Here is a 26,424-nt window from a genome sequence, read left to right as displayed (position 1 = left end):
GAACGCATAACAACGATGGCGATGAAAAAGTTGCTCATAGCGTCGCTGCTGTTTGGCAGCGCCACCGTATACGGTGCAGACGGGTTCGTGGTGAAAGACATTCATTTCGAAGGCCTGCAGCGGGTCGCCGTCGGTGCGGCGTTACTCAACATGCCGGTTCGCGTAGGCGATACCGTCACTGACGATGACATCAGTAATACCATTCGTGCCTTGTTTGCCACCGGCAACTTCGAGGACGTGCGCGTACTGCGCGATGGTAATACGTTGATCGTGCAGGTTAAGGAACGTCCTACCATTGCCAGCATCACTTTCTCCGGCAACAAGTCGGTGAAAGATGACATGCTCAAGCAAAACCTGGAAGCCTCCGGCGTCCGGGTCGGCGAAGCGCTCGACCGCACCACGATCTCCAGTATTGAAAAAGGTCTGGAAGACTTCTACTACAGCGTCGGTAAGTACAGCGCCTCGGTGAAAGCCGTGGTGACGCCGCTGCCGCGCAACCGTGTCGACCTGAAACTGGTGTTCACGGAAGGGGTTTCCGCAAAAATTCAACAGATCAACATCGTCGGCAACCATGCCTTCACCAACGATGAACTGATTTCACGCTTCCAACTGCGTGATGAGGTGCCGTGGTGGAACGTGGTCGGCGATCGCAAATACCAGAAGCAGAAACTGGCGGGCGACCTTGAGACCCTGCGCAGCTTCTATCTGGACCGCGGCTATGCGCGTTTCAACATTGATTCGACGCAGGTCAGCCTGACGCCGGACAAGAAAGGCATCTACATCACCATCAATATCACCGAAGGCGATCAGTACAAGCTTTCCGACGTGGTGGTGAACGGCAACCTGGCGGGCCATTCGGCCGAAGTCGCCCAACTGACCAAGATTGAGCCGGGCGAACTGTACAACGGCAGCAAAGTGACCAAGATGGAAGACAACATCAAGAAGATGTTGGGCCGTTATGGTTACGCTTACCCGCGCGTACAGACCCAGCCGGAAATCAACGACGCGGATAAAACCGTCAAGCTGCATGTCAACATCGACGCGGGCAACCGCTTCTACGTGCGCCGCATCAAGTTCGAAGGCAACGACACCAGTAAAGATTCCGTACTGCGCCGCGAAATGCGTCAGATGGAAGGGGCGTGGCTGGGCAACGATCAGGTTGAGCAGGGCAAAGAGCGTCTGAACCGCCTGGGCTACTTCGAGACCGTGGACGTTGAAACGCAGCGCGTACCGGGCACCGCCGATCAGGTTGACGTCACCTATAAGGTGAAAGAGCGCAACACCGGTACCTTCAACTTCGGCGTCGGTTACGGCACGGAAAGCGGCGTCAGCTTCCAGGTCGGCGTTCAGCAGGACAACTGGCTGGGCACCGGCTACTCGGTGGGCGTCAGCGGCACCAAGAACGACTATCAGACCTATGCGGAGCTGTCTGCCACCAACCCTTACTTCACCGTTGACGGTGTGAGTCTGGGCGGTCGTATCTTCTATAACGACTTTAAGGCCGACGACGCAGACCTGTCTGACTATACCAACAGCAGCTACGGCGTTGACGGTACGCTGGGCTTCCCGATCAACGAGAACAACTCGCTGCGCGCCGGCCTGGGCTATGTGCATAACAGCCTGTCCGACATGCAGCCGCAGATCGCCATGTGGCGTTACCTGAACTCGATGGGGCAGGATCCGAACACCATGGATCGCGCCAGCTACAAGGCGGATGACTTCACGCTGAACCTGGGCTGGACCTATAACAACCTTGACCGTGGTTACTTCCCGACCTCCGGTAACCGCACCACCCTGAATGGTAAAATCACCATTCCTGGCTCTGACAACGAATACTACAAAGTGACGTTGGACAGCGTACAGTACGTGCCGATCAACGACGATCGCACCTGGGTGCTGTTGGGCCGCGGCCGTCTGGGTTATGCCGACGGTCTGGGCGGTAAGGAAATGCCGTTCTATGAGAACTTCTATGCCGGCGGCTCCAGCTCCGTGCGTGGCTTCCAGTCCAATACCATTGGTCCGAAGGCGGTGTACTACAATTCCAACTCCTACAGCTGCAGCAACGGCACCAAGCTGTGCGGCTCTGACGATGCGGTCGGCGGTAACGCCATGGCGGTCGCCAGCATGGAGCTGATTACGCCTACGCCGTTTATCAGCGAGAAATATGCCAACTCGGTACGCACCTCGCTGTTCGTCGATGCGGGTACCGTGTGGGATACCAACTGGGAGAAGAGCCAGACCGCAGGGTATGACATTCCGGATTACAGCAAGCCAGGCAATATTCGCGTGTCTGCCGGTATTGCTCTACAGTGGATGTCACCGCTGGGGCCGTTGGTGTTCTCTTACGCCAACCCGCTTAAGGATTACGAAGGCGATAAATCCGAGCAGTTCCAGTTTAATATTGGTAAGACCTGGTAACGGTTTTACCTCTGCGTAAAACGTTGCTAAGAATCGCAATGGCCAGACTGTCGAAACGGCAGAGGGAGAAAAGTCTCATTGTTTCGTGAGATAAGTCTGGCAGATTGTGTATTTCACGTGTCGAATGACACAAACGGTGATGGTAAGGAGTTTATAGTGAAAAAGTGGTTGTGTGCCGCAGGCCTCGGTTTAGCAATGGCTGCTTCAGCGAGCGTTCAGGCTGCTGACAGTATTGCTGTCGTTAACGTTTCCAGCATTTTCCAACAGTTGCCAGCTCGTGAGACCGTGGCGAAACAACTGGAAAACGAATTCAAAGGCCGTGCAAGTGAACTCCAGAACATGGAACGCAGCCTGCAGACTAAAATGCAGAAACTGCAGCGTGACGGCTCTACGATGAAGGCAAGCGAGCGCAGCAAGCTGGAAAAAGACGTGATGGCGCAGCGCGAGCAGTTCTCCAAGAAAGCCCAGTCTTTCGAGCAGGACAATCGCCGTCGTCAGATGGAAGAGCGTAACAAGATCCTGAGCCGTATTCAGGATGCAGTGAAAACTGTTGCCAGCAAAGAAGGTTATGACGTGGTGATCGACGCCAACGCCGTAGCTTACGCAGGTTCTTCCAAAGACATTACTGCTGACGTGCTGAAACAGGTTAAATAACACATGCCTTCAATTCGACTGGCTGATTTAGCGCAGCAGTTGGATGCACAATTGCACGGTGATGGCGATCTCGTCATCACCGGCATTGCTTCTATGCATTCCGCACAAACTGGCCAAATTACCTTTTTGTCCAACAGCCGCTATCAACAGCAGCTGTCTTCCTGTCAGGCCAGCGCCGTGGTGCTGACCGAAGCAGATTTACCACACTGCCGCAGCGCGGCGCTGGTGGTGAAGAATCCCTACCTGACCTACGCGCGCATGGCGCAGCTGATGGATACCACGCCGGCACCGGCTCAGGATATCGCGCCGAGCGCGGTCATCTCTCCTGAGGCGCAGCTTGGGCAAAACGTGGCCGTCGGCGCCAATGCGGTGATCGAGTCAGGCGCCGTGCTCGGCGATAACGTGGTTATCGGTCCGGGCTGTTTTATCGGCAAGAATGCTCGCCTGGGCGCCGGTACGCGCTTATGGGCAAACGTCACCGTGTACCATGAGGTTGAAATCGGCCAAGGCTGCCTGATTCAGTCGGGTACGGTGATCGGCGCAGACGGTTTCGGCTACGCCAACGAGCGCGGCAACTGGGTGAAGATCCCCCAGCTGGGCACGGTGATCATCGGCGATCGCGTCGAGATTGGCGCCTGCACCACCATTGACCGCGGCGCGCTGGATAACACTCTGATCGGAAATGGTGTTATCATCGACAACCAATGCCAAATTGCGCATAACGTGGTAATTGGTGAAAATACCGCCGTTGCCGGCGGCGTTATCATGGCCGGCAGTCTGAAGATTGGCCGCTATTGCCAGATCGGCGGCGCCAGTGTGATCAACGGTCACATGGAGATTGCCGATCAGGTGGTGGTCACGGGAATGGGAATGGTTATGCGACCAATCACCGAACCTGGGGTATACTCTTCGGGTATTCCGTTACAACCCAACAAAGCCTGGCGTAAAACCGCCGCGTTGGTGATGAATATCGATGAGATCAGCAAGCGTTTGAAAGCTGTCGAACGAAAAGTCGGTAAAGACGACGATTCCCAATAAGCTTGCCCGCTGCATCACGGCGTATTCAGTCCCAAAATGAAATACTGCAGGCAATATCGTGCACGTATAGGGAAACGAAGTGCAAAATAAAGATGCAGCTTGCAGGATGATGGGTATAATCACCGCCGCCCGCCTAACTGGGTAGAAAAACGAAACGCGTTGGCCGCTTGCGGCTAAAAGCGCAAAGAGTTGTGAATTTGCGGCCTGCCTGATGATCTCCTTTTGGGGTCAACGCAGGCCGTGTTGTTGATGCCATCAGTTTTTAGAGACAGGAAGAGTATTTTGACTACTGACACTCATACTCTAGATATTGCAGAAATTTTGGAATTGCTCCCTCATCGTTACCCATTCTTGCTGGTTGACCGTGTACTTGAGTTTGAAGAGCATAAATATCTGCGTGCGGTAAAAAACGTTTCCGTTAACGAGCCGTTTTTCCAGGGCCACTTCCCTGGCAAGCCGATTTTCCCAGGCGTATTGATCCTGGAAGCCATGGCGCAGGCCACCGGCATTCTGGCGTTTAAAAGCGTCGGCAAGCTGGAGCCGGGCGAGCTGTACTATTTTGCCGGTATTGACGAAGCGCGCTTTAAGCGTCCGGTCGTGCCTGGCGATCAGATGATTATGGAAGTTACTTTCGAGAAAACTCGTCGTGGCCTGACGCGCTTTAAAGGCGTGGCGACCGTCGACGGTAAAATTGTCTGCGAAGCAACCATGATGTGTGCCCGCAGCCGGGAGGCATAATCCGTGATAGACCAAACCGCCTTTATCCACCCAAGCGCGATTGTTGAAGACGGTGCCGTTATCGGCGCCGGAGCGCACATTGGCCCATTCTGTTACGTCGGCTCCCAGGTGGAAATCGGCGAAGGCACGGTGCTTAAATCCCACGTCGTGGTCAATGGCATTACCAAAATTGGCCGCGAAAACCAGATTTATCAGTTCGCCTCCATCGGCGAAGTGAACCAGGATCTGAAATATGCGGGCGAGCCGACGCGCGTTGAAATCGGCGATCGCAACCGCATTCGCGAGAGCGTGACCATTCACCGCGGTACGGCGCAGGGCACCAACGTGACCAAAGTCGGCAACGATAACCTGCTGATGGTTAATGTGCACGTGGCTCACGACTGCGTGGTGGGGAACTCCTGCATACTGGCCAACAATGCCACCTTGGCGGGCCACGTGGAGATTGACGACCATGCGATCATCGGCGGTATGACGGCTATTCACCAGTTCTGCATTATCGGCGCGCACGTCATGGTTGGCGGCTGCTCCGGCGTTGCGCAGGACGTGCCGCCTTTCGTTATTGCCCAGGGCAACCACGCCACGCCGTTCGGCGTGAACGCCGTTGGCCTGAAGCGTCGCGGCTTCGATAAGGATGAAATGCAGGCGATTCGCAACGCTTACAAAATCCTGTATCGCAGCGAAAAAACGCTGGACGAAGCCAAGGCGGAAATCGAAGCGCTGGCGCAGCAGCAGCCGGTGGTTCAGCAGTTCCTCGATTTCTTTGCGCGTTCCACCCGCGGCATTATTCGCTGAGTTATGTCAACACGTCCATTGACTATCGGACTGGTCGCCGGCGAGACCTCCGGCGATATTCTTGGCGCCGGATTGATTCGCGCGCTGAAGGCCCGTCACCCGGACGCGCGCTTTGTCGGCGTCGCCGGCCCGCTGATGCAGGCCGAGGGGTGCGAAGCCTGGTATGAGATGGAGGAGCTGGCGGTGATGGGCGTGGTGGAAGTGCTGGAGCGCTTGCCCCGCCTGTTGAAGATTCGCAAGGATCTGACCCGCCGCTTCAGCGAACTGGCGCCTGACGTGTTTGTCGGCATCGATGCGCCAGACTTCAACATCACGCTGGAAGGCCGCCTGAAACAGCGTGGTATCCGCACCATTCACTATGTCAGCCCGTCCGTCTGGGCCTGGCGTCAAAAGCGCGTTTTCAAAATTGGCAAGGCGACCGACCTGGTGTTGGCGTTTCTCCCTTTTGAAAAGGCGTTTTACGATCGTTTCAACGTTCCCTGCCGTTTTATCGGCCATACCATGGCCGATGCGATGCCGCTGCAGCCGGACAGGCTGGCCGCGCGCGCCGCACTGGGCATTGCGCCCGACGCGCGCTGCCTGGCGCTGCTGCCCGGCAGCCGCGGTGCGGAAGTGGAGATTCTGAGCGCCGATTTCCTGCAGACCGCGCAGCTGTTGCGCACCCGCTACCCGGATCTCGAGGTGGTGGTGCCGCTGGTGAACGCCAAGCGACGCGAGCAGTTCGAGCGCATCAAGGCGCAGGTTGCGCCGGACCTTCCCGCCCACCTGCTGGACGGCAAGGCGCGCGAGGCGATGATCGCCAGCGATGCGGCGCTGCTGGCTTCCGGCACCGCCGCGTTGGAGTGCATGCTGGCCAAGTGCCCGATGGTGGTGGGTTACCGCATGAAGCCGTTCACCTTCTGGCTGGCGCAGCGGCTGGTGAAAACGCCGTACGTTTCGCTGCCGAATCTGCTGGCGGGGCGTGAAATCGTCACCGAGCTGCTGCAGCATGACTGCGTGCCGGACAAACTGGCCGCGGCGCTGCTGCCGCTGCTGGAAGAGAGCCCGCAGGCGGAGCAGTTGAAACAGACTTTCCTTGAACTGCATCAGAGCATCCGTTGCGGTGCCGACGAACAGGCCGCTCAGGCTGTGTTGGAGCTGGCAAACAAATGACCGAAGCCTTTATCTATCCCGACGCCCGGCTGATCGCCGGCGTGGACGAAGTCGGGCGCGGCCCGCTGGTCGGCGCGGTGGTTACCGCGGCGGTGATCCTTGACCCAGCGCAGCCGATCGCCGGCCTGGCCGACTCGAAAAAGCTCAGCGAAAAGCGCCGGCTGGCGCTGTATGATGAGATTATCGCCAAGGCGCTCTCCTGGAGCCTGGGACGCGCCGAGCCGGAGGAGATTGACCGTCTGAACATTCTGCATGCCACGATGCTGGCGATGCAGCGGGCGGTGGCCGGGTTGCATATTGAGCCGGATATGGTTTTAATCGACGGTAACCGTTGCCCGGCATTGCCGATGCGTGCGCAGGCGGTGGTGAAGGGCGACAGCCGCGTGGCGGAAATCAGCGCGGCGTCGATTCTGGCGAAAGTGACGCGCGACCGTGAAATGACCGAGCTGGATCGCGCCTTCCCGGAATATGGCTTTGCCCAGCATAAAGGCTATCCGACCGCTTTCCATCTTGAGCGGCTGGCCGCGCTGGGCGCCACCGAACATCATCGCCGCAGCTTTGCCCCGGTAAGACGGGCGCTGGAGCTGTAATCTGCGGGCCGAACCTGGCCTGACAATACGCTGGAGTTAACCCGGGTTCAGCCTGCTGAGCCCCCCATTTTGGTATCTGGATATGGCCGAACCTCGTTTTATTCACCTGCGCGTTCACAGCGACTACTCCATGATAGATGGGCTCGCCAAGACCGGTCCGTTGGTGAAGCGGGCCGCGGCGCTGGCGATGCCGGCGCTGGCCATCACCGACTTTACCAACCTGTGCGGCCTGGTGAAGTTTTACGGCACGGCGCACGGCGCCGGGGTAAAGCCGATCATCGGTGCGGATTTCCACGTGCAGAGCGAAGTGCTGGGCGATGAGCTGGCCGAGCTGACCGTCCTGGCGGCGAACAACGCCGGCTATCAAAACCTGACGCTGTTGATTTCCCGCGCTTACCAGCGCGGCTACGGCGCGGCAGGCCCGATTATCGACCGCGACTGGCTGATCGAACACCGCGAAGGGCTGATTCTGCTGTCCGGCGCGCGCATGGGCGACGTGGGCAAGTTTATGCTGCGCGGCAATCAGGCGCAGGTCGATCAGTGCCTGGAGTTTTATCAGCAGTATTTCCCCGACAGTTACTACCTGGAGCTGATCCGCACCGGACGCCCGGATGAGGAGAACTACCTGCACGCGGCGGTGGCGCTGGCGGCCGAACGCGGCCTGCCGGTGGTGGCCACCAACGATGTGCGCTTCCTGGTGGAAGATGACTTTGACGCGCATGAGATTCGCGTCGCCATCCACGACGGCTTTACCCTCGACGATCCCAAACGTCCGCGCAACTATAGCGTGCAGCAGTATATGCGCAGCGAAGATGAGATGTGCGAGCTGTTCGCCGATATCCCCGAGGCGCTGATCAACAGCGTCGAAATCGCCAAGCGCTGTAACGTCACCATTCGCCTCGGCGAGTATTTCCTGCCGCAGTTCCCGACCGGTGAGATGACCACGGAAGACTTCCTGGTTGCCAAGTCGCGCGAGGGGCTGGAAGAGCGCCTCGAGTTCCTGTATCCGGACCCGGAGGAGCGCGCCCGGCGGCGGCCGGAATATGACGAACGTCTGGATATCGAGCTGAAAGTCATCAACCAGATGGGCTTCCCCGGCTACTTCCTGATCGTGATGGAGTTTATCCAGTGGTCGAAGGATAACGACGTGCCGGTAGGGCCGGGGCGAGGTTCCGGCGCCGGCTCGCTGGTGGCCTATGCGCTGAAAATCACCGATCTGGATCCGCTGGAGTTCGACCTGCTGTTCGAACGTTTCCTGAACCCGGAACGCGTCTCGATGCCCGACTTCGACGTCGACTTCTGCATGGAAAAACGCGACCGGGTGATTGAGCACGTGGCGGACATGTACGGCCGCGAGGCGGTATCGCAGATTATTACCTTCGGCACCATGGCGGCGAAAGCGGTTATCCGCGACGTGGGCCGCGTGCTGGGGCATCCGTACGGCTTTGTCGACCGCATCTCCAAGCTGGTGCCGCCAGACCCGGGCATGACGCTGGAGAAAGCCTTCGCCGCCGAGCCGCAGCTGCCGGAAATCTACGAGGCGGACGAAGAGGTCAAGGCGCTGATCGACATGGCGCGCAAGCTGGAAGGCGTCACCCGTAACGCCGGTAAACACGCCGGGGGCGTGGTGATCGCGCCGACCAAGATTACCGACTTCGCGCCGCTGTACTGCGACGCCGAAGGGCATCACCCGGTGACCCAGTTCGACAAGAACGACGTGGAATACGCCGGGTTGGTGAAGTTCGACTTCCTGGGGCTGCGTACCCTGACCATCATCGACTGGGCGCTGGAGATGATCAACGCCCGGCGCGCCAAGAGCGGTGAGCCGCCGATCGATATCGCGGCGATCCCGCTCGACGACAAGAAAAGCTTCGACATGCTGCAGCGCTCGGAAACCACGGCGGTGTTCCAGCTTGAATCGCGCGGCATGAAAGACCTGATCAAACGTCTGAAGCCCGACTGCTTCGAAGATATGATCGCACTGGTGGCGCTGTTCCGTCCGGGGCCGCTGCAGTCCGGCATGGTGGATAACTTTATCGACCGTAAGCACGGCCGTGAAGAGATCTCCTACCCGGATATCCAGTGGCAGCACGAGACGCTCAAACCGGTGCTGGAGCCGACCTACGGCATTATCCTGTATCAGGAACAGGTGATGCAGATTGCCCAGGTGCTGGCCGGCTATACGCTGGGCGGCGCGGACATGCTGCGTCGTGCGATGGGTAAGAAAAAGCCGGAAGAGATGGCGAAACAGCGCTCGGTGTTTGAAGAGGGCGCGAAGAGCATGGGCATCGACGGCGAGCTGTCGATGAAAATCTTTGACCTGGTGGAGAAATTCGCCGGTTACGGCTTTAACAAATCTCACTCCGCCGCCTATGCGCTGGTGTCTTACCAGACGCTGTGGCTGAAGGCGCACTATCCGGCCGAGTTTATGGCGGCGGTAATGACCGCCGATATGGACAACACTGATAAGGTGGTCGGCCTGGTGGACGAGTGCTGGCGCATGGGGCTGAAGATCCTGCCGCCGGACATCAACAGCGGTCTGTACCACTTCCACGTCAACGATGACGGCGAGATCGTTTACGGCATCGGCGCGATTAAAGGGGTGGGCGAAGGGCCGATTGAGGCTATTCTTGAAGCACGCAACAGCGGCGAGCAGGGCTATTTTAAAGATCTGTTCGACCTGTGCGCGCGTTCGGATATTAAAAAGCTTAACCGGCGTATTCTGGAAAAGCTGATTATGTCCGGCGCTTTCGACCGGCTGGGGCCGCACCGCGCCGCGCTGATGAACTCGCTGCCTGACGCGTTGAAAGCGGCGGATCAGCATGCCAAGGCCGAGGCGATCGGCCAGGTGGATATGTTTGGCGTACTGGCGGAAGCGCCGGAGCAGGTGGAGCAATCCTACGCCAACGTGGCGCCGTGGCAGGAGCAGGTGGTGCTGGACGGCGAGCGGGAAACGCTGGGGCTGTACCTGACCGGCCACCCGATAACCCAGTATCTGAAGGAGATCGAACGTTACGCCGGCGGCATGCGTTTGAAAGATATGCACCCGACGGACCGGGGCAAGATGACCACCGCCGTCGGGCTGGTGGTTGCCGCGCGCGTCATGGTCACCAAGCGCGGCAATCGCATCGGTATTTGCACCCTGGATGACCGTTCCGGACGTCTGGAGGTGATGTTATTTACCGACGCGTTAGAAAAATACCAGCATTTGTTGGAAAAAGACCGTATCCTGATTGCCAGTGGACAGGTCAGCTTTGATGACTTTAGCGGTGGGCTTAAAATGACCGCCCGCGAGCTAATGGACATCAGTGAAGCCCGTGAAAAATATGCGCGCGGGCTTGCTATCTCGCTGACGGACAGGCAAATTGATGACCAGCTTTTGAACCGTCTCCGCCAGTCGTTGGAACCGCATCGATCGGGGACGATTCCAGTACATCTGTACTATCAACGGATCGACGCTCGCGCCAAGCTGCGTTTTGGCGCAACCTGGCGAGTGACGCCCACGGACCGCTTGTTGATAGACTTACGGACTTTGGTCGGTAATGAACAGGTGGAACTGGAATTTGACTAATATAGGAATGCTATGAGTCTGAATTTTCTTGATTTTGAACAGCCGATTGCAGAGCTGGAAGCGAAAATTGACTCGCTGACTGCCGTCAGCCGTCAAGACGAAAAATTAGATATTAATCTGGACGAAGAAGTTCAGCGCCTGCGTGAGAAGAGCGTTGAGCTGACGCGCAAGATTTTCTCCGATCTTGGGGCCTGGCAAGTTGCTCAACTGGCACGCCACCCGCGCCGTCCTTATACCCTGGATTATATCGAACATATCTTTACCGATTTTGAAGAGCTGGCGGGCGATCGCGCCTATGCCGATGATAAAGCCATCGTCGGCGGCATCGCGCGTCTGGACGGCCGTCCGGTGATGATCATCGGCCACCAGAAAGGCCGTGAGACGAAGGAAAAGATTCGTCGCAACTTCGGCATGCCGGCGCCGGAAGGCTACCGTAAGGCGCTGCGCCTGATGGAAATGGCCTCGCGCTTCAACATGCCGATCATCACCTTTATCGATACCCCGGGCGCTTATCCGGGCGTGGGTGCGGAAGAGCGCGGCCAGTCGGAAGCCATCGCCCGCAACCTGCGTGAGATGTCACGCCTCAACGTGCCGGTGATCTGTACGGTTATCGGCGAAGGCGGTTCCGGCGGCGCGCTGGCGATCGGCGTGGGCGACAAAGTGAATATGCTGCAGTACAGCACCTATTCGGTGATCTCACCGGAAGGCTGCGCCTCTATTCTGTGGAAGAGCGCGGATAAAGCGCCGATTGCCGCTGAGGCCATGGGCATCACTGCGCCGCGTCTGAAAGAGCTGCAGCTGATCGACTCGGTGATCCCGGAGCCGCTGGGCGGCGCCCACCGCGATGTGCCGGCGATTGCCGAATCGCTGAAGGCGCAGCTGCTGGCGGATCTGACCGATCTGGACGGCCTGAACAAAGAAGAGCTGCTTAACCGCCGCTATCAACGCCTGATGAACTACGGCTACTGCTGATCCGCTTGCCGACAAAAAACCGCCTGCGGGCGGTTTTTTTATGCCTGCGATTTACCGCGGCGCTCTTCTTCCACCAGGGCGTTTTCAGCCGTTTCCCCGTTGACGTCGGTCATGGCGGCCGATATGTTGCCAAGGGTCTGAATAGAAGGAGAAAACCATGCTGGCATTACGTCAGGTGCACCATATTGCGATTATCGCGTCCGATTATGCCGCCAGTAAGCACTTTTACTGCGATATTCTGGGTTTTACGCTGCAGGGGGAGTATTACCGCGCGGAGCGTGACTCCTGGAAGGGCGATCTGGCGTTGAACGGCCAGTACGTGATTGAGCTGTTTTCTTTTCCGTCGCCGCCGGCGCGGGTCAGCCGCCCGGAAGCCTGCGGCCTGCGCCATCTGGCGTTCAGCGTCGACGATATTGAGCAGGCGGTGGCGCAGCTGCAGGCCGCCGGCGTGGCCTGTGAACCGGTGCGGGTTGACCCTTACACCGAGTCGCGCTTCACATTCTTCAGCGATCCGGATGGCTTGCCGCTAGAATTATATGAACAATGAATGCTTAATCGGCGCGTAATGGCTCAGGTTGCGGGCTGAATATGCTATTATCGCGCGCCTGCCTTGGGTTCTCTTTGAGTTATTTCCGCCATGCAACAGCCTGTTTTTCGCGTCGGAGAGTGGCTGGTTACGCCGGCTGACAACCAAATCAGCCGTGACGGGCGTCAGAAGACGCTGGAGCCACGCTTAATCGATATGCTGTTCTATTTCGCCCGGCACCCGGATGTGGTGCTGAGTCGGGATGAACTGATCGAAAATGTCTGGAAACGTAATATCGTCACCAACCATGTGGTGACGCAGAGCATTTCTGAGCTGCGTAAGTACCTGAAAGACGGCGATGAGCAGAGTCCGGAATATATCATCACGGTGCCAAAACGCGGCTATAAGCTGGCGGCGCCGGTGATATGGTGCAGCGCCACCGCAGAGACGCCGTCGGCATCGCCGCAGGTGGCGGTGATTATGCATGAGCCGGAAGACGGCGATGAAGACGATGATGCGCCGGCCTATGTACCGCCGCCGCCGACGGCGGCCAAAGCGTCTGAACGCGCCGGCCGGCGGTTTTATCAGCGCTCGCCGTTCTGGGTATGGCTGTGCTTCCTGACGGCGCTCAGCGCCTGCGTGGCGTTTGTCGGCGTAGCCACGCTGTCATCGCGGGTGCCGGTGGCCAGCATGCCGATGCTGCTCAACCCGCGGGATATCGATATCCGCATCCAGGGCGGCAACAGCTGCAGCAACTGGATGCCGCAACTCTCCTACGTGGTGGGCATCAGTGAACTGATTGCCGATTCGCTCAACACCTACTCTACCTTCCTGGTGCATGACCAGACCAACTATAACTACGCGGGGCCGAGCAGCTCCGGCAAGTCGCTGACCATTGAGTTCGTCAACCAGCGCCACTATCGCGCCCAGCAATGCTTCCTGTCCGTACGGCTGGTGGATAACGCCGACAGCTCCATCATGCTGGATAAGCGCTATTTTCTTACCAAGGACAATCAGCGCACCATCCTGCTGGACCTGTTGGGCAATATGTCCGCCGTGCTGAAACAGCCGTGGCCGCCGCAGCTGCTGACGCGTCTGGATAAGCTGCTGCCGAAACAGGGGCCGGCCCTGCAGCAGTTCTATCAGGCGCACCAGCTGTTGATTCAGGGCGATATGGCGTCGCTGACGCGCGCCAGCGCGCTGCTGGATGAACTGATGCGGAGCGCGCCAGATTTCCTCTACATTGCCGCGGAAAAAACGCTGGTCGATTTATTACGTAACTCTTATCAGCCATTCAACAGCGAGCAGCTGGCTCAGCTGCAGCGCGATATTCAGCGTCTGGCGTCGGTGCCGGAATTACAGGACAGCCCGATTCTGCAGCAGATCTATACCGTAGAGGCGTTAGGGCAGGGGCGGGTTGACGAGGCGCACCGGGCAATAAATAAAGCGATCGATGTGCAGATGTCATGGCTGAATTATGTTCTGCTGGGTAAGGTGTATGAAATGCAGGGGCAGAACCATTTGGCTGCCGACTCCTATATTACCGCATTTAATCTACGCCCCGGTGAAAATACGCTGCACTGGATTCATAACGGCATATTCCAGACCTCGGTCAGCGCCGTGGTGCCCTATCTGAATAACTATACGCAACAATAAATAACGCGTACTGACCGCACCGCGAATGAAGATTGGCGGTGCGGTTATTTTTTTTGTTGGTTATTATATTTATTTTGTTAACGTAATGATGGGTTTTATTGATGTAAAGATCGGCTTTAATTAACAATCAATATTTGCTAATTGGCTGTTTTATCTGGTTGTTTATCTTTTCTTGACCCCTTGATATGTTAACCAAAAACCTCAGGTTATCATTTGTATGATCATGAGCGTAATATCACTTTATCTTTAGGACTTTATTTCCTTGCCTGTTTAACATCCTGAGCATCAAGTCAGGCGGCGCCGTCCGTTATTTCCATGCTGACTTATAAAAAATAACACTCAGGAGAAACTAACCATGGCTTCATCCAAGAAAATTGGGCTTATTGCCTGTACCGGCGTAGTAGCCGGTAATATGATGGGGAGCGGGATTGCGTTATTACCCGCGAACCTGGCTAGCCTCGGCGGTATCGCCATATGGGGATGGGTAATCTCTATTATTGGCGCAATGTCTTTAGCCTATGTCTATGCCCGCCTCGCCACCAAAAACCCACAGGAAGGCGGCCCCATCGCCTACGCAGGGGAAATTTCTCCGGCGTTTGGCTTCCAAACCGGCGTGCTTTATTACCATGCCAACTGGATTGGTAATTTAGCCATCGGCATTACCGCCGTTTCTTACCTTTCCACCTTCTTCCCCGCCCTGAATAACCCGATTCCGGCAGGCATCGCCTGTATCGCCATTGTCTGGGTCTTTACCTTTGTGAATATGCTTGGCGGTACCTGGGTCAGCCGTCTGACCACCATTGGGCTGGTGCTGGTGCTGATCCCGGTGATTGTGACTGCCGTTGCCGGCTGGCACTGGTTTGACATCGCCACCTATCACGCCAACTGGAACACCTCCGGCACCACCGACAGCCATGCGGTGATTAAAAGTATCCTGCTGTGCCTGTGGGCCTTTATCGGGGTGGAATCCGCCGCCGTCAGCACCGGCATGGTGAAAAATCCAAAACGCACCGTGCCGCTGGCCACCATGCTGGGCACCGCGTTGGCCGGCATTATCTACATCGCCGCGACGCAGGTGATGAGCGGTATGTTCCCCGCCAGCCAAATGGCCGCCAGCGGCGCGCCGTTCGCCGTCAGCGCCTCCGCCATTATGGGCAACTGGGCCGCACCGATGGTTTCCGCCTTTACCGCGTTCGCCTGCCTGACCTCGCTGGGGTCGTGGATGATGCTGGTGAGTCAGGCCGGGGTGCGCGCCGCCCATGACGGCAACTTCCCGAAAGTGTACGGCGAGCTGGATAAAAACGGCATTCCGAAAAAAGGCCTGCTGCTGGCCAGCTGCAAAATGACCGCGCTGATGGTGCTGATTACCGTGATGAGCTCCAGCGGCGGCAAGGCATCCGACCTGTTTGCTGAACTGACCGGTATCGCGGTGCTGCTGACCATGCTGCCTTACTTCTACTCCTGCGTGGATTTGATCCGCTTCGAAGGCGTTAACGTACGCAACCTGCTGAGCCTGATTGCTTCCGTCTGCGGCTGTGGCTTCTGCTTTATCGCGCTGATGGGCGCCAACTCCTTCGAACTGTCCGGCACCTTTATCGTCAGCCTGATCATCCTGATGTTCTACGCCCGGAAAATGAACACCCGTCAGGTCGCCAAACAGGCGGCTATCGAAGACAGCACCGCGGCGAAAGCACACTAAGCCGCACTCGCTAACCTACTGATATTTATCCAGTCCTTTTCCTGCCGACCTGTCTGCCGTGACGGGAAGGGGCTGGCTTTGCCAGGAGAAATACTATGAACGTTATTGCCATCATGAATCACATGGGCGTCTACTTCAAAGAAGAGCCGATCCGTGAGCTGCATCAGGCGCTGGAAACGCTGGGCTTCCGCCTGGTTTATCCCAACGATCGCGCCGATCTGCTGAAGCTGATTGAAAACAACGCCCGCCTGTGCGGCGTCATCTTCGACTGGGACAAATACAACCTGGAACTGTGTGAAGAAATCAGCCAGCTCAATGAATATATGCCGCTGTATGCCTTCGCCAACACCTATTCGACGCTGGACGTCAGCCTGAACGATCTGCGTATGCAGGTGCGCTTCTTCGAGTATGCGTTAGGCGCAGCGCAGGACATCGCCGCCAAGATCAAGCAGAACACCGATGAGTATATCGACCGCATTATGCCGCCGCTGACCAAGGCGCTGTTCAAATACGTCCGCGAAGGGAAGTACACCTTCTGCACGCCGGGCCATATGGGCGGCACCGCCTTCCAGAAAAGCCCGGTCGGCAGCCTGTTCTATGATTTCTTCGGCCCGAACACCATGAAGTCCGACATTTCGATTTCCGTTTCGGAGCTGGGATCGCTGCTGGATCACTCCGGCCCGCATAAAGAAGCGGAAGAGTATATTTCCCGCGTCTTCAACGCCGAGCGCAGTTTTATGGTGACCAACGGCACCTCAACGGCGAACAAAATCGTCGGCATGTACTCCGCGCCGGCGGGCAGCACGGTGCTGATTGACCGTAACTGCCACAAATCGCTGACGCACCTGATGATGATGAGCGACATTACGCCTATCTACTTCCGTCCGACCCGTAACGCCTACGGTATTCTCGGCGGTATTCCGCAGAGCGAGTTCAGCCGCGCCACCATCGCCAAACGGGTGAAAGATACGCCGAACGCCAGCTGGCCGGTGCATGCGGTCATCACCAACTCCACCTATGACGGCCTGCTGTACAACACCGACTTTATCAAGAACACGCTGGACGTGAAGTCGATTCACTTTGACTCCGCCTGGGTGCCTTACACCAACTTCCACCCGATTTATCAAGGTAAATGCGGGATGAGCGGCGACCGCGTGGAAGGTAAGGTGATTTATGAAACCCAGTCCACCCACAAACTGCTGGCGGCATTCTCGCAGGCGTCGATGATTCATGTGAAAGGCGATATCAACGAAGAGACCTTCAACGAAGCCTACATGATGCATACCACCACCTCGCCGCACTACGGCATCGTGGCGTCCACCGAAACCGCGGCGGCGATGATGAAAGGCAATGCCGGTAAGCGCCTGATTGAAGGTTCCGTTGAGCGTGCGATCAAGTTCCGTAAAGAGATCAAGCGGCTGAAAGTCGAGTCCGACGGCTGGTTCTTCGACGTCTGGCAGCCTGAGCATATCGACGAGGCCGAATGCTGGCCGCTGCGTTCCGACAGCGCCTGGCACGGTTTCAAAAACATCGATAACGAACATATGTACCTCGACCCGATCAAGGTCACTATCCTGACGCCGGGGATGAGCAAAGAGGGTGAGATGCAGCCGTTCGGTATCCCTGCCAGCATCGTGGCGAAATACCTGGATGAGCACGGCATTATCGTTGAAAAAACCGGGCCGTATAACCTGCTGTTCCTGTTCAGCATCGGTATCGATAAAACCAAGGCGCTGAGCCTGCTGCGAGCCCTGACCGAATTCAAACGCGCGTTTGACCTGAACCTGCGGGTGAAAAACATGCTGCCGTCGCTGTATCAGGAAGCGCCTGAGTTTTATGAAGAGATGCGTATTCAGGATCTGGCGCAGAATATTCACCGTCTGGTTGAGCAGCACAATCTGCCGGATCTGATGTACCGCGCGTTTGAAGTGTTGCCAAGCATGGTGATGAACCCGTATCAGGCCTTCCAGAAAGAGCTGCACGGCGAGGTGGAAGAGGTGTACCTGGAAGAGATGATCGGCAAGGTGAATGCCAACATGATCCTGCCATACCCACCGGGCGTACCGCTGGTGATGCCGGGCGAGATGCTGACCGAAGAGAGCCGTCCGGTCCTGGAGTTCCTGCAGATGCTGTGCGAAATCGGCGCGCATTATCCGGGCTTTGAGACCGATATCCACGGCGCCTACCGTCAGGCGGACGGGCGTTACACCGTGAAGGTGCTGAAAAACGAGAAATAAGCGTAATCAGTCATTGGGAGGCGTTCGCGCCTCCCTCTGTTTTTTCGGCCTCCGACTGATGGGAGACACCTATGCAAACACCCACACAGCCGCGCGCTATCTACTATGTCGTAGCGATACAAATTTGGGAATATTTCAGCTTTTACGGCATGCGTGCGTTACTTATTCTCTATCTTACCCACCAACTCGGCTATTCCGACGCCCACGCTATCGGGCTGTATAGCGCCTACGCTTCCCTGGTTTATGTAACCCCCATTCTCGGCGGCTGGCTGGCCGACCGCCTGTTAGGCAACCGCGCGGCGGTGACCGCCGGTGCGCTGTTAATGACGCTCGGCCATGTGGTGCTGGGCTTTAGCGGTGCATCCAGCCAGTCGCTGTACCTGGCGCTGGCGATCATTATCTGCGGCTACGGCCTGTTTAAATCGAACATCAGCTGCCTGCTGGGAGAGCTGTATCAGCCGCATGACGCCCGGCGCGAAGGCGGGTTCTCGCTGCTGTACGCCGCCGGCAACGTCGGCTCGATACTGGCGCCGATCGCCTGCGGGCTGACGGCGGAGCGCTACGGTTGGCATATCGGCTTTGCGCTGGCGGGGATCGGCATGTTTGCCGGCCTGACCATCTTCCTGTGCGGCGGACGCCATTTTCACGGCGTGCGCGGCGTCAATCTGGTCCAGCTGCGCGCCGTTCGATGGGGCGTGCCGAACTGGGGCTGGCTGGCGGCGGCGTTGCTGCTGGCTCCGCTGTTTTTCACTCTGTTGCTGCTTTATGACCTGTCCGGCTATCTGTTGATGCTGGTTTGCCTGGTGGCGGCAGCGTGGCTGGCGCGTATCCTCTGGCGGGCGGAAGCCGCCCAGCGGCGGGCGCTGTGGCAAATTATCAGCCTGATGCTGCTGGGGACGCTGTTCTGGGCGTTTGCGCAGCAGGGCGGCAGCTCTATCAGCCTGTTTATCGACCGTTTCGTTGACCGGCGCTGGTTTGACTGGACGGTGCCGACCGCGCTTTTCCAGTCGGTCAACGCGCTGGCGGTGATGCTGGGCGGCGTGGCGCTGGCCTGGCTGGCGGGCAGCGGCGAAACGGGCCGCCGTGCGCTGCGTATCTGGTGCAAGTTCGCTTTTGGCCTGTTGCTGATCGGCTGCGGCTTTATGCTGATGGCGATCAATGCGCGGCTGGGGCAATTAGGCAAACAGAGCTCGATGGGCATGATGATCGCCGGTCTGGCGCTGATGGGGGCGGCCGAACTGTTTATCGATCCGGTGGCGATGGCACAGATCACCCGCTTGAATATCCCCGGCGTCACCGGCGTGCTGACCGGCATTTATATGCTGGCAACCGGCGCGGTGGCGAACTATCTGGCGGGCGTGATTGCCAACCATACCGTGGAGCAGCAGACCAGCGGCGCCGCCGTACAGGCCTATACGCACTTCTTCGCGCAGGTGGGCTGGTGGGCCGGCGGCAGCGCCTGCGTGGTGATTGTGCTGCTGGGCGGCTGGTGGCTGGTGGCGCGTCGCCAAACGCGGGCGGTTAATGCTTGATTGATAATGGCCGGCGGGGTTACCTTGCAGCCATGTCGAGACGATAGAACCTATTCATGGACACCAATCAATTGATCGCCCGGCTGGCGGAACAGCTGGGAGAGCGCCGGCAGCTGATGCTGGCCTTCAGCGGCGGGCTGGATTCCAGCGTGCTGCTGCACCTGCTGGTGCAGCTGCGCCGTCAGCGTCCTGAATTGCAGCTGCGCGCGCTGCATGTGCACCACGGCCTCAGTGCGTTTGCCGACCGCTGGGTGGCGCACTGCCGGCAGCAGTGCGAGGCATGGCAGGTGCCGCTGACGGTGCGCCGGGTGCAGCTTGACCCGCGCGACGGCGGCATTGAAGCGGCGGCGCGCGATGCCCGCTACCAGGCGCTGCGGGCGGCGCTGCAGCCGGATGAATGCCTGCTGACCGCCCAGCACCTGGATGACCAGTGCGAAACCTTTCTGCTGGCGCTCAAGCGCGGCAGCGGCCCGGCCGGACTGTCGGCGATGGCCGCCTGCGGCGCGCTGGGGGAGCATACGCTGCTGCGTCCGTTGCTCGGCGTCAGCCGTCAGCAGCTGGAGCACTATGCCCGGCGGCATACCCTGAGCTGGATTGACGACGACAGCAATCAGGACGCGCGTTTCGACCGCAACTTTTTACGTTTGCAGGTCCTGCCGCTGTTGCAGCAGCGCTGGCCGCACTTTGCCGAAGCGACGGCGCGTAGCGCCAGCCTGTGCGCCGAGCAGGAACAGTTGCTGGACGAGCTGCTGGCGGAACAGTTACAGACGCTGCAGGACGATGCGCGTTCGCTGGCGATCGACGGCCTGAGCGTTTGCTCCGCCGCGCGCCGCTTTGCCCTGTTGCGCCGCTGGATCGCGGGGTTTGCGGTCAGCATGCCGGCGCGGGAACAGCTGCAGCGGGTGTGGGACGAGGTGGCGCTGGCGCGCCGCGACGCCGAGCCGCAGCTGCATCTGGGAGGCTACCAGATCCGCCGCTTCCGCCAGCGGCTGTACCTGCTGCCGCCGCTGGCGGATTTGCACGACCAGCGCCTGGCCTGGACGGGGGAGACGCCGCTGACCCTGCCGGACGGCCTGGGCGTGCTCAGCCGCGAGGGCGGGGCGGATCGCGTGTGTGCGCCGCTGCCGCAGCAGCGCGTCAGCGTGCGCTTCGGCGTCAGCGGTACGCTGCGCATCGTCGGACGTGCGCATTCGCGTGCGGCGAAAAAACTGTGGCAGGAGCTGGGTATTCCGCCCTGGCAGCGTGAACGTATCCCTTTACTCTATTATGATGAGCAGTTGATTGCCGCGCCCGGCGTGTTTATCACCGAGGCGGGGCGGCCGCAGCCGGAACGGGCGTTCTGGTCGCTGCGGTGGCAGAAAACTTAAGTCCCAATAGAGGAACGGCAATGAAATTTGTGAGCGTTGTTATTGCAGCCGCCGGGCTGCTCTGCCTGCCGGCGCTGGCCGCGGGCGATGCGGCGGCAGGCAAGAATAAATCCGCCAGCTGTCTGGCCTGCCACGGCGCGGCGGGCAAGGTGTCGGTGCCGATGTACCCGAATCTGGCCGGACAAAATGCTCTGTACCTTGAGCATGCGCTCAAGGCGTATCAGAGCGGCGACCGCTCCGGCGGCCAGGCCGAGGTGATGAAGGCGTATGTCTCCGGCCTGTCGGATGCGGATATTGCGGACCTGGCGGCGTATTACGCCAGTCTGAAGCCTTAAAGGACGACGAGGGCAGCCGTCCGGCTGCCCTGTAAAACGAAGGGGGCGGGTGTTCAGTCGGAAAGGCTGACGACGACGGTGCCGATTTCCGGATGACTGAAACTGCTGATGTGGTCCAGGCGCAGATCGCGCTGCTGGCCGTTCTGTTCGATGGTTAAATATTCAACACGCTTTTTTTGCAGCATATCGACGGCTTTGGCTTCGAACGCTTCGCCATCGCGTAACTCCAGCTTCAGAATAAGTTTATGCTGACAGGCGAGTTCCAGGTTGTCGTAATCATCGCAATTGATGGGTTGGTACTCATCATTCATCAACATAGTCGCTCACCAATAAGTTAGCGGCGGCAAAGGCCGCCTGTTCCCGAACGGAGGACGGCAGTGCGCCGTTGGCGGCCACATCGTCCAATGCCTTCAGTACACAGGTTAGTGCATCAGGCACGTAGCCAAGATCTCCGCTGCCGATCCCGGCGTAAAAACGTCGTACTAACTCACAGTATTGTTGCACAATTTCCTCCCTTAAGAACCGCAGAGCCATCAATAGTGCTAATGCGATGGCGCGCAGGTTTGCGGAGTTTGTCGATCCCCAACGACTATAGCACGCTGTTATTAAGTTATCAGCACCCCCGATTAGCGCGGCTGTGCCCCAGCTTTCCCTGCGTAAGCGGATGAAATCAAGTACACTGTGCGCTGGAAATAAGAGGTTACTCATGGCACTGAAAGCAACAATTTATAAAGCCACGGTCAATATCGCGGATATGGATAGGCACTTCTATCACGACGCCGCGCTTACCCTTGCGCAACACCCCTCGGAAACGGAACAGCGCATGATGCTGCGCCTGCTGGCGTGGATTTGCCATGCCGATGAACGCCTGACGTTTACCAAGGGATTAAGCGCCGATGATGAGCCGGAGCTCTGGCAGCGCAACGATCACAACGGTCTGGAGCTGTGGATCGAACTGGGGTTGCCGGACGAGAAGCGGCTGAAAAAAGCCTGCAACCAGTCGCCGCGCGTGGTGCTGTATGCCTACGGCGAGCGCGCCGCACAGGTGTGGTGGCAGTCGATGCAGAACAAGACGGCCGGCTACCGCAACCTCAGCGTGCGTTTTTTAAATGATGAGCAACTGGCCCGGTTGGCGGCGCTGGCCAGCCGCAATATGACGCTGCAGGCAACGCTGCAGGAGGGAACTATTTGGTTGTCCGACGCTCAGAGTAGTCTGGAAATCCAGTTTGCCGAGTGGCAACGGGCCGGAGAGTAAAGCGTGCTGGCGCTATCGCGAAACGTCGCCATTGCGGACCATGAGATCGTGCTGACGGCCATCCGCGCACAGGGCGCGGGCGGCCAGCATGTGAACAAAGCCTCAACGGCAATTCATTTGCGCTTTGACATCCGGGCCTCCAGCCTGCCAGAGTATTATAAAGAAAGATTACTGGCTTTTACGCATCATCTGATTACCAGCGAAGGGGTGGTGGTGATCAAGGCGCAGGAATACCGAAGCCAGGAGCTGAATCGCGAAGCGGCGTTGGCGCGCCTGGTGGCGCTGATTCATCAGGCGATGGTGGTGGAAAAAACGCGCCGGCCGACCCGGCCAAGCAAAGGCTCACAGCGGCGCCGCGTGGAAAGCAAAGTACGTAAAGGCGCAACCAAAGCGCTACGAGGGAAGGTTCGTCCCTGACATCTATCATCGAGATAAGAAGCACAGTAGGAGAAAAACTGTGAAAAAAATAACTATTGCCCTGTTATTAGCCGCAGGGACGCTGTCATTGTTCGGTTGTAATAATCATTATCAGCCCAAGGAGCAGGCGCTGCAGCCCATGAAGCAGAGCTATCAGGGCGTATTGCCGTGCGCCGACTGTGAAGGCCTGGACACCTCGCTGTTCCTGGATGAAGACGGCACTTTTGTGCTGCAGGAAACCTACCGCGGCAGCCGTGACGGCGATAAAACCTTCGCCAACTACGGCAAATGGGCGCGTACGGCGGACAAGCTGGTGCTGACCGACAGCAACGGCGATAAGCGCTATTTCCATCCGGTGGGGAAAAACCTGGAGATGCTGGACCAAAGCGGCGCGCCGATTGACTCCAAGCTGAACTATCAGCTGCAGCCGGTAGAAAAAGCGCTGCCGAAAACGCCGATGGCGCTGCGCGGCAGCTACACCTATATGGCGGATGCGGCAGTGTTCAAAGACTGTGCGACCGGTAAAACCTTCCCGGTGGATAACAACCTGGCGCTGGAGCGCGGTTACGCCAACAGCGGCGTGGAAGGCGGCGAGCCGGTATTCCTGATGCTCAGCGGCCACTTCAGCGTACAGCCGTCGATGGAAGAGGGAATGATGGAGAAAGCGCTGGTGCCGGACGGCAACATCAAGTTTGATAAGGCCAAGAGCTGCGACAACTGATTGCGGTAATAGCCAAACGATAAAAACCCCGTCACACCGTGACGGGGTTTTTTATTACCTGTCAGAATGCACCGGCGGGCTTGTCTGCTGCCGATACGGCGCGATTATTGGCCTGCGATTTTGCGCGTAAATATATGCCTGGCTTGATATGGCCGATATAGGCCAGCGACTGGCTTGGCGGCAGAGTGGCAATATCTCCTTCCCGCATATGCAACAGGTCTCCGGGGCTTATCCAGCCTGGCTCAGCCTGGGTCAGAGGATGTCCTGCCTGTTGATAGGCCGCGAGGACGAACTGTGAGCAGAAGTAGCTGGTTTCATCACCCGTTGGCGAGCTGAGCTGCGCCGTAGCCAATCCCTGCACGCATTGCTGGCGAAAATCCTGTGAGAAAGGATTTAGCGAACACAGCTGTTTGGTCATCATAAAGGGCATCATCTTGATAATCCCCCGGTAGTTATAGCGGCTTCCGACCTTTTGCCTGGCGAACGCGGCAATCTGAGCGGCTTGCTCATGGCTTAAGCCCGGCAGACGCAGCGCGAACAACTTATCGCTCTGAGCGAGTGCATTCTCCAGGCTGACAATTTGCACGCCATTGCCGACGGCTTCAGCAACCTGGCCTTGGCCAATATAGATGGCGACATGGCTGACAGAAGAGGCGCTGAACAGGCGGATGCCCAGTGAGTTCAGGCCGATGGTTGAGGAAAACAGCAGATCGCCCGCTTGCAGGGCCGCCGGATCGATTTCCTGGAAGTTGTCACGCGGTGCAGAGCTGATGGCTTGAAACTGAATGTTGACCGGCCGCAGAGGGGTGAATTTCTCTCGTTCAGACAGTGCAATATTCATGGTGCAGCCCGCCAGCAAAACGATGGGCAATAAAGCGAGCAGGGGAGTGAGTGATGTCATTGCTTAATCCTTTAAGTCATGGCTTCCATAGCAAAACACCCTGCGTTACAGGGTGTTTTATCTAGCGCTAGATGCAATCAGCGTTTTATCTGCTCAACCAGATAGGCAACGATATCGCCGGTCTTGAGCATTTGCTTCTCGCCGCCGCGGCGGTTCTTGTACTCGATCTCATCGTTGTCCAGGTTGCGGTCGCCGATGACGATAGAGTGCGGGACGCCAATCAGTTCCATATCGGCGAACATCACGCCCGGACGCTCTTTACGGTCGTCGAGGATCACGTCGATGCCGTGGCTGCGCAGCTCGGCGTACAGTTTCTCCGCCAGCTCCTGCACGCGGAACGACTTGTGCATGTTCATTGGCAGAATCGCCACCTGGAACGGCGCGATAGCGTCAGGCCAGATAATGCCGCGCTCATCGTGGTTCTGTTCGATAGCTGCCGCCACCACGCGCGTGACGCCGATGCCGTAGCAGCCCATGGTCAGCACCTGGTTACGGCCGTCTTCACCCTGGACGGTCGCCTTCATGGCTTCCGAGTATTTGCTGCCCAGCTGGAAGATGTGACCCACTTCGATGCCGCGTTTGATCAGCAGCGTGCCCTGACCGTCCGGGCTGGCGTCGCCTTCAACCACGTTACGGATATCGGCCACCTGCGGCAGCGGCAGATCGCGCTCCCAGTTGATGCCGAAGTAGTGTTTGTCTTCGATATTGGCGCCGGCGCCAAAATCGCTCATTGCCGCCACGCTGCGGTCGATAACCACCGGCACCGGCATGTTGATCGGGCCAAGCGAACCAGGGCCGGCGCCCACGATGGCGCGAATCTCATCTTCGGTGGCGAAAGTCAGCGGCGTTGCCACCTGCGGCAGTTTCTCCGCCTTGATTTCGTTCAGCGCGTGGTCGCCGCGCACCAGCAGGGCAACCAGCGGGTGTTTGCTCTCTTCGCTGGCGCGCACCAGCAGCGTTTTCACGGTTTTTTCCACCGGCAGCTGGAATTGTTCAACCAGCTCGGCGATGGTTTTGGCGTTTGGCGTATCGACAATGCGCAGCTCTTCCGTGGCAGCCGCGCGCGGCTGTGCCGGCGCAACGGCTTCGGCCAGCTCGATGTTGGCGGCAAAATCGGACACGGTGGAGAAGACGATATCGTCTTCACCGCTGTCGGCCAGCACCTGGAATTCGTGAGAGGCGCTGCCGCCGATGGAGCCGGTATCCGCCAGCACCGGACGGAAATCCAGCCCCATGCGGGTGAAGATCTTGCTATAGGCTTCATACATGGCGTCATAGGTCGCCTGCAGTGATTCCTGCGTGGTATGGAACGAATAGGCGTCCTTCATCAGGAATTCACGGGAGCGCATTACGCCGAAACGCGGGCGTACTTCATCGCGGAATTTGGTCTGAATCTGGAAGAAGTTCAGCGGCAGCTGCTTGTAGGAGCTGATTTCATTGCGAATCAGATCGGTAATCACTTCTTCATGCGTAGGGCCGAGTACGAACGGACGCTCGCCGCGATCGACGAAGCGCAACAATTCCGGGCCGTACTGCTCCCAGCGGCCGCTTTCCTGCCACAGATCTGCGGGTTGAACCACCGGCATGGAAACTTCGATCGCATTGGCGTTGTTCATTTCTTCGCGAACGATGTTTTCAACTTTTTTCAGAACCCGCAGGCCGGTCGGCAGCCAGGTGTAAAGACCGGAGGCCAGCTTGCGAATCATCCCGGCGCGCAGCATCAGCTGGTGGCTGTTCACTTCGGCATCGGCAGGGGTCTCCTTCAGAGTGGAGAGCATATATTGGCTAGTACGCATGGTGTTTTTGTTCCGTTAGAACTGCAAATTGCAACGGGCTGCCGGCAAGGCGGCCAA

General features: G+C 58.2%; 23 protein-coding genes. 19 read left to right on the top strand and 4 right to left on the bottom strand.

The window, feature by feature from the left end:
- Positions 1-15: 15 nt before the first annotated feature.
- The 16 genes from bamA to I6G83_RS01560 all read left to right on the top strand — a co-directional run bounded on the left by bamA (position 16) and on the right by I6G83_RS01560 (position 21,277).
- Positions 16-2,418, top strand: a complete 2,403-nt coding sequence (gene bamA, locus I6G83_RS01635) for an outer membrane protein assembly factor BamA (protein ID WP_054306198.1) — start codon at positions 16-18, stop codon at positions 2,416-2,418.
- A 156-nt stretch (positions 2,419-2,574) separates the two neighbouring features.
- Positions 2,575-3,072 carry a molecular chaperone Skp gene (gene skp, locus I6G83_RS01630; protein WP_015673555.1) on the top strand — a complete coding sequence of 166 codons (498 nt, stop codon included), beginning with the start codon at positions 2,575-2,577 and terminating at the stop codon, positions 3,070-3,072.
- Positions 3,073-3,075: 3 nt separating this feature from the next.
- Positions 3,076-4,110, top strand: coding sequence for a UDP-3-O-(3-hydroxymyristoyl)glucosamine N-acyltransferase (lpxD, locus tag I6G83_RS01625; RefSeq protein WP_015673554.1), 1,035 nt, complete (start codon positions 3,076-3,078; stop codon positions 4,108-4,110).
- A 282-nt stretch (positions 4,111-4,392) separates the two neighbouring features.
- A complete protein-coding gene (gene fabZ / locus I6G83_RS01620; RefSeq protein ID WP_015673553.1) occupies positions 4,393-4,848 on the top strand; it encodes a 3-hydroxyacyl-ACP dehydratase FabZ in 456 nt (151 codons plus the stop codon).
- A gap of 3 nt (positions 4,849-4,851) precedes the next feature.
- Positions 4,852-5,640 (top strand): acyl-ACP--UDP-N-acetylglucosamine O-acyltransferase, encoded by a 789-nt coding sequence (gene lpxA / locus I6G83_RS01615; RefSeq protein ID WP_054306197.1) that lies wholly within the window; start codon positions 4,852-4,854, stop codon positions 5,638-5,640.
- Positions 5,641-5,643: 3 nt separating this feature from the next.
- Positions 5,644-6,792, top strand: a complete 1,149-nt coding sequence (gene lpxB / locus I6G83_RS01610; protein ID WP_054306196.1) for a lipid-A-disaccharide synthase — start codon at positions 5,644-5,646, stop codon at positions 6,790-6,792.
- Entirely contained in the window at positions 6,789-7,382 is a 594-nt protein-coding gene (rnhB, locus tag I6G83_RS01605; RefSeq protein ID WP_054306195.1) for a ribonuclease HII, read from the top strand. The genes lpxB and rnhB overlap by 4 nt, the downstream gene beginning before the upstream one ends.
- Positions 7,383-7,464: 82 nt before the next feature.
- The gene (dnaE, locus tag I6G83_RS01600) at positions 7,465-10,953 is read left to right on the top strand and encodes a DNA polymerase III subunit alpha (RefSeq protein WP_054306194.1); all 3,489 of its coding nucleotides are present in this window, start codon (positions 7,465-7,467) and stop codon (positions 10,951-10,953) included.
- 12 nt (positions 10,954-10,965) lie between these two features.
- Positions 10,966-11,925 (top strand): acetyl-CoA carboxylase carboxyl transferase subunit alpha, encoded by a 960-nt coding sequence (gene accA, locus I6G83_RS01595; protein ID WP_015673548.1) that lies wholly within the window; start codon positions 10,966-10,968, stop codon positions 11,923-11,925.
- Positions 11,926-12,082: 157 nt separating this feature from the next.
- On the top strand, positions 12,083-12,472 hold the full coding sequence (locus tag I6G83_RS01590) for a VOC family protein (protein WP_054306193.1): 390 nt from the start codon (positions 12,083-12,085) through the stop codon (positions 12,470-12,472).
- 90 nt (positions 12,473-12,562) lie between these two features.
- Positions 12,563-14,107, top strand: a complete 1,545-nt coding sequence (gene cadC / locus I6G83_RS01585) for a lysine decarboxylation/transport transcriptional activator CadC (RefSeq protein ID WP_054306192.1) — start codon at positions 12,563-12,565, stop codon at positions 14,105-14,107.
- Positions 14,108-14,462: 355 nt separating this feature from the next.
- On the top strand, positions 14,463-15,806 hold the full coding sequence (gene cadB, locus I6G83_RS01580; protein WP_015673545.1) for a cadaverine/lysine antiporter: 1,344 nt from the start codon (positions 14,463-14,465) through the stop codon (positions 15,804-15,806).
- A gap of 95 nt (positions 15,807-15,901) precedes the next feature.
- Positions 15,902-18,043, top strand: coding sequence for a lysine decarboxylase CadA (gene cadA, locus I6G83_RS01575; protein ID WP_015673544.1), 2,142 nt, complete (start codon positions 15,902-15,904; stop codon positions 18,041-18,043).
- Between the two features lie 71 nt (positions 18,044-18,114).
- Entirely contained in the window at positions 18,115-19,575 is a 1,461-nt protein-coding gene (gene dtpD, locus I6G83_RS01570; protein WP_054306191.1) for a dipeptide permease DtpD, read from the top strand.
- A 56-nt stretch (positions 19,576-19,631) separates the two neighbouring features.
- Positions 19,632-20,942, top strand: a complete 1,311-nt coding sequence (gene tilS / locus I6G83_RS01565) for a tRNA lysidine(34) synthetase TilS (RefSeq protein WP_054306190.1) — start codon at positions 19,632-19,634, stop codon at positions 20,940-20,942.
- 20 nt (positions 20,943-20,962) lie between these two features.
- Positions 20,963-21,277 (top strand): c-type cytochrome, encoded by a 315-nt coding sequence (locus tag I6G83_RS01560; protein ID WP_054306189.1) that lies wholly within the window; start codon positions 20,963-20,965, stop codon positions 21,275-21,277.
- Positions 21,278-21,330: 53 nt separating this feature from the next.
- On the opposite strand, the gene rof is transcribed toward I6G83_RS01560, so the two are convergent.
- Both rof and I6G83_RS01550 read right to left on the bottom strand, forming a co-directional pair.
- Positions 21,331-21,594 (bottom strand): Rho-binding antiterminator, encoded by a 264-nt coding sequence (gene rof / locus I6G83_RS01555; protein ID WP_015673540.1) that lies wholly within the window; start codon positions 21,592-21,594, stop codon positions 21,331-21,333.
- Positions 21,581-21,781 carry a YaeP family protein gene (locus I6G83_RS01550; RefSeq protein ID WP_015673539.1) on the bottom strand — a complete coding sequence of 67 codons (201 nt, stop codon included), beginning with the start codon at positions 21,779-21,781 and terminating at the stop codon, positions 21,581-21,583. The genes rof and I6G83_RS01550 overlap by 14 nt, the downstream gene beginning before the upstream one ends.
- Before the next feature lie 202 nt (positions 21,782-21,983).
- On the opposite strand from I6G83_RS01550, the gene I6G83_RS01545 reads away from it, so the two are divergent.
- The 3 genes from I6G83_RS01545 to nlpE are packed head-to-tail and all read left to right on the top strand — an operon-like array spanning position 21,984 to position 23,670.
- A complete protein-coding gene (locus I6G83_RS01545) occupies positions 21,984-22,532 on the top strand; it encodes a YaeQ family protein (RefSeq protein WP_054306188.1) in 549 nt (182 codons plus the stop codon).
- A gap of 3 nt (positions 22,533-22,535) precedes the next feature.
- Complete coding sequence (gene arfB, locus I6G83_RS01540; RefSeq protein ID WP_015673537.1) at positions 22,536-22,949, top strand: alternative ribosome rescue aminoacyl-tRNA hydrolase ArfB; 414 nt, start codon at positions 22,536-22,538, stop codon at positions 22,947-22,949.
- Between the two features lie 40 nt (positions 22,950-22,989).
- Positions 22,990-23,670, top strand: a complete 681-nt coding sequence (gene nlpE, locus I6G83_RS01535; RefSeq protein WP_015673536.1) for an envelope stress response activation lipoprotein NlpE — start codon at positions 22,990-22,992, stop codon at positions 23,668-23,670.
- Positions 23,671-23,731: 61 nt separating this feature from the next.
- Here nlpE and I6G83_RS01530 read toward each other — a convergent pair whose 3' ends face one another.
- Both I6G83_RS01530 and proS read right to left on the bottom strand, forming a co-directional pair.
- Complete coding sequence (locus I6G83_RS01530; RefSeq protein ID WP_054306187.1) at positions 23,732-24,571, bottom strand: YaeF family permuted papain-like enzyme; 840 nt, start codon at positions 24,569-24,571, stop codon at positions 23,732-23,734.
- 77 nt (positions 24,572-24,648) lie between these two features.
- The gene (gene proS / locus I6G83_RS01525) at positions 24,649-26,367 is read right to left on the bottom strand and encodes a proline--tRNA ligase (RefSeq protein ID WP_054306186.1); all 1,719 of its coding nucleotides are present in this window, start codon (positions 26,365-26,367) and stop codon (positions 24,649-24,651) included.
- Between the last annotated feature and the right edge of the window lie 57 nt (positions 26,368-26,424).

This window comes from Serratia rubidaea, from assembly GCF_016026735.1.
Taxonomy (GTDB): Bacteria; Pseudomonadota; Gammaproteobacteria; order Enterobacterales; family Enterobacteriaceae; genus Serratia_B; species Serratia_B rubidaea.
Note: the sequence above shows the minus strand (reverse complement) of the source record. Positions and strands in the feature narration are given on the sequence as shown.